The sequence below is a fragment of the Glutamicibacter sp. BSL13 genome, assembly GCF_052928425.1.
Genome location: NZ_JAVGCZ010000129.1, coordinates 1 through 6,223 on the forward strand (window position 1 = coordinate 1; position 6,223 = coordinate 6,223).

The 6,223-nt window shown below is 67.0% G+C and carries 5 protein-coding genes and 1 pseudogene; all 6 read right to left on the reverse strand.

From position 1 onward, the window contains the following. Positions 1-116 precede the first annotated feature (116 nt). The gene (locus RCJ92_RS14510) at positions 117-1,403 is read right to left on the reverse strand and encodes an aspartate kinase (protein WP_138174449.1); all 1,287 of its coding nucleotides are present in this window, start codon (positions 1,401-1,403) and stop codon (positions 117-119) included. Between the two features lie 265 nt (positions 1,404-1,668). Continuing rightward, positions 1,669-2,220: a hypothetical protein gene (locus tag RCJ92_RS14515; RefSeq protein ID WP_446754936.1), complete on the reverse strand. Its 552-nt coding sequence runs from the start codon at positions 2,218-2,220 to the stop codon at positions 1,669-1,671. Positions 2,221-2,342: 122 nt separating this feature from the next. Then, positions 2,343-2,849 carry a MarR family winged helix-turn-helix transcriptional regulator gene (locus RCJ92_RS14520; protein WP_446754937.1) on the reverse strand — a complete coding sequence of 169 codons (507 nt, stop codon included), beginning with the start codon at positions 2,847-2,849 and terminating at the stop codon, positions 2,343-2,345. Positions 2,850-2,855: 6 nt separating this feature from the next. Then, on the reverse strand, positions 2,856-4,601 hold the full coding sequence (locus RCJ92_RS14525) for a DHA2 family efflux MFS transporter permease subunit (RefSeq protein ID WP_421014749.1): 1,746 nt from the start codon (positions 4,599-4,601) through the stop codon (positions 2,856-2,858). A 183-nt stretch (positions 4,602-4,784) separates the two neighbouring features. Beyond that, positions 4,785-5,420 carry a recombination mediator RecR gene (recR, locus tag RCJ92_RS14530; RefSeq protein WP_446754938.1) on the reverse strand — a complete coding sequence of 212 codons (636 nt, stop codon included), beginning with the start codon at positions 5,418-5,420 and terminating at the stop codon, positions 4,785-4,787. Between the two features lie 102 nt (positions 5,421-5,522). Next, a pseudogene (locus RCJ92_RS14535) lies at positions 5,523-6,223 on the reverse strand (hypothetical protein); the annotation flags it as partial.

Here is a 6,223-nt window from a genome sequence, read left to right on the forward strand (position 1 = left end):
GCTCAGCCGCTAACGCGCCGGCACCCTGACGCCAAAGGGCCCGGGTTTCCTCCCGCTGTGGGAAGGAACCCCGGGCCCTTTTTTGTGCTGTTGCCGTCCGGCCGCGCGCTGCGGGCCTAGCGCCCGGTGCCGCCGTAGACGGTGGCCTCGACCTCGGCGTCCAGGTTGAACGCGGTGTGGATCGCGCGCACCGCGTCGTTGAGCTTGTCCGCGTCGGTGACCACGGAGATGCGGATCTCCGAGGTGGAGATCATGTCCACGTTGATCCCGGCCTGGTGCAGCGCCTCGAAGAAGGTGAAGGACACCCCGGGGTTCGAACGCATCCCGGCGCCGACCAGGGAGAGCTTGCCGACCTCCTCGTTGTACTCCAGCTCCTCAAAGCCGATCTCGCCCTTGGCGGTGTTCAGCGCATCGAGCACCCGCTTGCCCTCGGTCATCGGCAGGGTGAAGGAGATGTCGGTCTTGCCCGAGCCCTGGGTGGAGATGTTCTGCACGATCATGTCGATGTTGGCCTGCGCGGCGGCGATGACCCCGAAGATCTGCGCGGCCTTGCCCGGGATGTCGGGCACGCCGATAACGGTGACCTTCGCCTCGGAGTGGTCGTGGGCGACACCGGAGATGATTGGCTGTTCCATGGGTTCTCCCTCTTGGATGGTGATCTTGTCGTCCGGGTCGGGGATGACCCAGGTACCCTCATGGGTGCTGAATGAGGAGCGCACGTGCAGCGGCACGCCGAAGCGGCGGGCGTACTCCACGCAGCGCAGGTGCAGGATCTTCGAGCCGCTGGCGGCCATTTCCAGCATTTCCTCGCTGGAGATCTTCTCGATCTTCTGCGCCGAGGAGACCACCCGCGGGTCGGCGGTGTAGATGCCGTCCACGTCCGTGTAGATCTCGCAGACATCGGCGTCCAATGCCGCGGCCAACGCCACCGCGGTGGTGTCCGAGCCGCCGCGGCCCATTGTGGTGATGTTCTTCGTTTCCTTGCTCATCCCCTGGAAGCCGGCCACGATCGCGATGTACCCGCGCTCGATCGCCCGGTGCACCCGCTGCGGGGAGACCTCCATGATGCGGGCCATGCCGTGGGAGGCATCGGTGATCAGCCCGGCCTGCGAGCCGGTGAAGGAGGCGGCCTGTTCGCCCAACTCGTCGATGGCCATGGCCAGCAGCGCCATGGAGATGCGTTCCCCGGCCGAGAGCAGCATGTCCATTTCCCGGGCCGGGGCGTTGGTGGTGAGCTGGGCTGCCAGATCCAGCAGGTCGTCGGTGGTGTCACCCATGGCGGAGACGACAACGACCACGTCGTTGCCGGCGGCCTTGGTGTCAATAATCCGGCGCGCAACACGCTTGATGCCTTCGGCATCCGAGACGGACGAACCACCGAATTTCTGGACGATCAGGCTCATGGGCAAGCACACTCCAACACTGAGAGTTGTTGAACCACGCCTGTGGCAACAACCATGATGTACGCGCGGCAGCCAGCCGATTTTGGCCGGCGCGGCCACGGTATTTCTATCAGTGTCCTATTGTGACAGCAGGTGCCCCACTTGACCTAGTTGCGGTTCTTAACATTAGTCATATTGCCCAACATCTTCGCAACATGCTGTTGAAATCGTTTCCCGCAAGCCCGATCGACCGGTCAAAGGGCGGGATCCGCGGGTCCGGACCGGCTCAGGAGGGCAGCTGGGCGAGCAGCGAGCGCCAGTAGGACTTCCAGTTCTCCACCAGATCCGGATCCATGATCCCGCTGTGGTTCACCGCCACCGCGGACTTGGCACCCTTGGCGCTGATGTTCACCGCGATCCGCGCCCCGTCCTGCAGCCCGATGCGCCAGTACCGCCATTTCTGGGTGCTGCTGGCGCGCCCGGGCTCCTGGATCGGCACCCCGTTGAAGTCGCCGCGTTCCTGGGCCAGCTCCAGCCAGCGCTGCAGGGCCTGGTCCATGTCGGCGTCAATGGTGCGTGAGACGGAGAACTGGAAACTGCCGTCGTTGGCCTGGCCCGGCAGCCGCCGTCCGATGTGCTGCTCATAGGCCACCGCCACGCTCTGGGCCCACCAGCCGGAGTTCTGCACCCGGTGCGGCATGCGCTGCTCGGCCAGCTCGGCGATGCGCGCGTGGGCCAGCGTCGGGGCCTGGGCCGCGCCCAGGTGCTCAACCCACTGTTCCCACCCAATCCCGGTGGCGCGCTCGATGGCTGGGATGTTGCTGGACTTACTGGTCATGGCACGACCTTACCGAAGCCGCGCCGGGCTGTCAGGAAACGGCGCCAGGGTCCGCGCCGGAATGCGACAAGGCGCTGGCGGGAAGCAATGCGATGCTCCCGCCGGCGCCTTGTCGCCGTGCTTCAGATGTCGCGCAGATCGACGTTCAGCCGGTCCAGCAGGCCAACCAGCCGGTCCACGTCCTCGCGCGGCCATTCGTTGACCCGTGAACGCCAGCGTGAACGGTGCTCGCCCATCAGCGAGCGCCAGCGGTCGCGGGCCGCATCGGTGGCGCTGAGCCGACTGACCCGGCGGTCCTCCGGATCCAGGCTGCGCACCAGCAGCCCGCCCTCTTCCATCCGGGTCACCAGCCGGGAGAGGCTGGCCTTGTCGATCATCAGCTGCGAGCACAGCTCCGACTGGGCGATCTGGTCGTTGTTCATCACCAGGGAGAGCACCGGCAGCGCGGCCGGGGGCAGCTGGTCGCCGAACTTCGCAGCGAGGTTCCGCTTGGCGTGCGCGTTGTTCACCATCAGCTGCACCAGCTGGTGCTCCAGCGCCTCAAAGCGGTGGCTGAAGTCATCCCCGGTGGCCGCCGGCCCCAGGTCTTCCCGGGCCGGTTCGGCAGCGGCCGCTAGATTCGTGTTCATCGTGGATTACTTTCCCGCCGGGTTCCCCGGGCGTTGCTGCGCGGTGGAGCCCGAGCCCAGTGCGTTGCCCTGCTCCGGGGCCTGCGGTGCATCGGCGGCATCCCCGGTGGGGTGTGCGGCCTCGGTGGTCACCGCGGCGGCGGCCAGGCCGTGCTCCGGGTCAACCTCGACCAGTCCCTGCTCATCGCGCATGCGCTCGGTGCGGGTCTGGGTGCTCAGCGACTGGTTCGGCAGCAGCAGCACCGCGATCACGGTGATGATGCTGATCGGTGCGGCGACCGCGAACAGCTGGGCCACGGCATCGCCATAGGTGGATTCCAGGATCACGCGCACCGGTTCGGGCAGCGAGGAGATTTCCGGCAGCGAGCCCGAATTCAGGGCGGCACCCACCTCAGCGGCCTTGTCGCCCAGCGATGCCAGGGCCTGCATCAGCTCGTTCTTGCGATCCTCGAGCATGTTCGGGATGCTGATCGCCAACAGTGCGCCCAGTCCGGCGGTGCCGGCGGTGCCGCCCAGGGTGCGGAAGAAGTTCACGGCCGAGGAGGCCACGCCCAGCTCACGCTGTGCCACCGAGTTCTGCACGACCAGCACCATGTTCTGCATCACCAGGCCCACGCCGGCGCCCAGGATGAACATGTACGTGGCCACCAGCACGAACGGGGTGTCGTAGTGGATGCTGCCCAGCAGGAACAGCCCGATCACCTGCAGGATGGACCCGCTGACCACCAGCGCCTTCCACTTGCCGTAGCGCGAGATCAGCCAGCCGGCGCCGGTGGAGATCACCAGCAGGCCCGCCATCATCGGGAAGGTCATCAGCCCGGCCTGCATGGCGCTGGCGCCGCGGGCCATGATCATGTACTGGCTGAGGAACACCGAGGTGCCGAACATCGACACGCCCACCGCCAGCGAGGCGATCACGGCGAAGGTGAAGGTGCGGTTGCGGAACAGGGTCAGGTTCAGCAGCGGCTCCTCGGCGCGCAGCTCGACCAGGACGAAGGCGGCCAGCAGCAGCACCGAGCCGGCGACCATCAGGTAGCTGGTCAGGGAGGCCCACTCGAATTCACTGCCGCCCAGGGACATCCAGATCAGCAGCAGGGACACACCGGCGGAGAGCAGGATCATGCCCCAGTAGTCGATCTTGAACGACCGCTTGGTCACGGCCGGCAGGTGCAGGGTCCGCTGGATCATGATGACCGCGACGATCGCCACCGGCAGGGCGACGAAGAAGTTCCAGCGCCAGTTGATGGTGTCGGTGATGAACCCGCCGATCAGCGGTCCACCGACCGTGCCCACGGCCATGACCGCGCCGAACAGGCCCATGTACTTGCCGCGTTCGCGCGGGGAGAGGATGTCGGCCATCACGATCTGGCTCAGGGCGCCCATGCCGCCGCCGGCCAGGCCCTGGATGATGCGCATCGCGATCAGGAAGTTCGTGTCCTGCGCAAAGCCGGCGGCCGCGGAGGCCAGCACGAACATCATCAGCGCGATCTGCAGCAGCAGCTTGCGGTTGCCCAGGTCGGCGAACTTGCCCCAGATCGGGGTGGAGACGGTGGTGGCCAGCAGCGTGGCGGTCACCACCCAGGTGTAGGCGGTCTGGCTGCCGTGCAGGTCGGCAACGATCACCGGCAGCGAGCTGGCAACAACGGTGCCGGCCAGGATCGAGACGAACATGCCCATCAGCAGCCCGGTGAGAGATTGCAAAACCTCCCGGTGCGACATACGCGGGTTCTGATCCGCGGGTGTAGTGGTCATAGTGCTCCAAAGTCTGTTAGTTGAACTACGTCAACTATAGACCGATGGTTGAGTTCGATCAACCAAAGTGGTCGATTCCACATTCATTGACTTTTGACAACTAAAAACCGGGCGCGTGTGCCCGTCCACGGGAGGCGAACCGTGGTGTGCCGGGGAGGGCGATGGCCGTGGGGGCAGGCAGCCCTAGGAGTCCTGGGAAGCGGAGGGCGTGGCGGGGACCGCGGGCGCGGTGTCGCGCCGCCCCTCGAACGCGCGGGCCAGGGTGACCTCATCGGCGTACTCCAGGTCCCCGCCCACCGGAAGGCCCGAGGCCAGCCGGGTGATGCTGATGCCCAGCGGCCGCAGCGCACGAATCAGGTAGGTGGCCGTGGCCTCGCCCTCCAGGTTCGGGTCGGTGGCCACGATCAGCTCGGTGATCGACTCATCGCCCAGTCGGGCTAGCAGCTCGCGGATGTGCAGCTGCTCCGGGCCGATGCCCTGGATCGGGTTGATGGAGCCACCCAGCACGTGGTACTTGCCGTTGAAGGCGCGCGTGCGCTCAATGGCCAACACGTCCTTGGACTCCTCGACGATGCAGATCTTGCTGCCATCGCGGCGTTCATCCCGGCAGATCGCGCAGATCTCCTGCTCGGTGATGTTGAAGCAGATCTGGCAGAACTTCACCTTCTCCTTCACCGTCTGGATGGCGGCCGCCAGCCGGGTCATATCCCCCGGATCGGCATCGAGGATATGGAAAGCGATGCGCTGCGCGGACTTCGGACCGATGCCCGGAAGCCGACCGAGCTCGTCGATCAGTTCCTGAACTGCTCCCTCGTACACTGCTGCTCTCTTTCCTTGCTGGGCGAACCCGTGCTGGCTGGCCCGGGTTCGCGTACTAGATTAGCGTCTCACACCGACACTTACCCGTGGCGGGCGGCGCAGCTAGAGGCTGCGGCGAAGTTCCACCGGATTGCCGTTGGTGTCACGCTGTTCGATCACCACGCCGCCCAGCAGCCGTTCGATGGCCGGCACCCCGATCAGGTTTGAATCCTCCACCGCGATGTCATCATCGCTGGGCACGAACTCATCCGGCTCCGGTTCCGGCTGCGGTGTGGGGCGCTGCGGTGCCGAACGCTGCGGCTGGCCCCAGGACCCGGCGGCCGAATCCATCGGGGACGAGGAGCTGCGCGCCTGGTTCATCAGCTGCTGGTAGCGGCTGAGCCGCTGGCCGCCCTGGGCTGCAGGAGCAGCGGGGGCCGATGGTGCGGGGGCTGCGGGTGCGCCCGACTGTGCGCGCGGCGCTGCGGGCTGCCCCCACGCATTGTCCGCCGCCGAGGCATGCCCGGCGCCAGGAGCCGGGGCGACGGGGGCCGGTTCCTGGTCCATGGGTGGGCGCTGCTGGTGCGGTTGCGATGGCTGTGACGGTTGGGCCTGCGGCAGGCCGGTCGGCTCCGGCCTGGCCGGGATCGGGGCCTCGCGGTGGGCCTGGGGTGGTTCCGGTTGCCGACGCTGTGGTTCGTTGCCCGGGGCCGGCGGTGCCGGCTCGGAAGGCACGTCCACCGGACCGGTAGGCGCCGGGAAGGAATCGGTGGTGCTGCCCGGGCGCAGCGGAACATCGCTGACCGGCCGGGAGTAGCCACCGG

Coding starts and splice junctions, on each gene's coding strand:
- RCJ92_RS14510 (WP_138174449.1), bottom strand. CDS start 1,403: ATGAGCCTGATCGTCCAGAAATTCGGTGGTTCGTCCGTCTCGGATGCC.
- RCJ92_RS14515 (WP_446754936.1), bottom strand. CDS start 2,220: ATGACCAGTAAGTCCAGCAACATCCCAGCCATCGAGCGCGCCACCGGG.
- RCJ92_RS14520 (WP_446754937.1), bottom strand. CDS start 2,849: ATGAACACGAATCTAGCGGCCGCTGCCGAACCGGCCCGGGAAGACCTG.
- RCJ92_RS14525 (WP_421014749.1), bottom strand. CDS start 4,601: ATGACCACTACACCCGCGGATCAGAACCCGCGTATGTCGCACCGGGAG.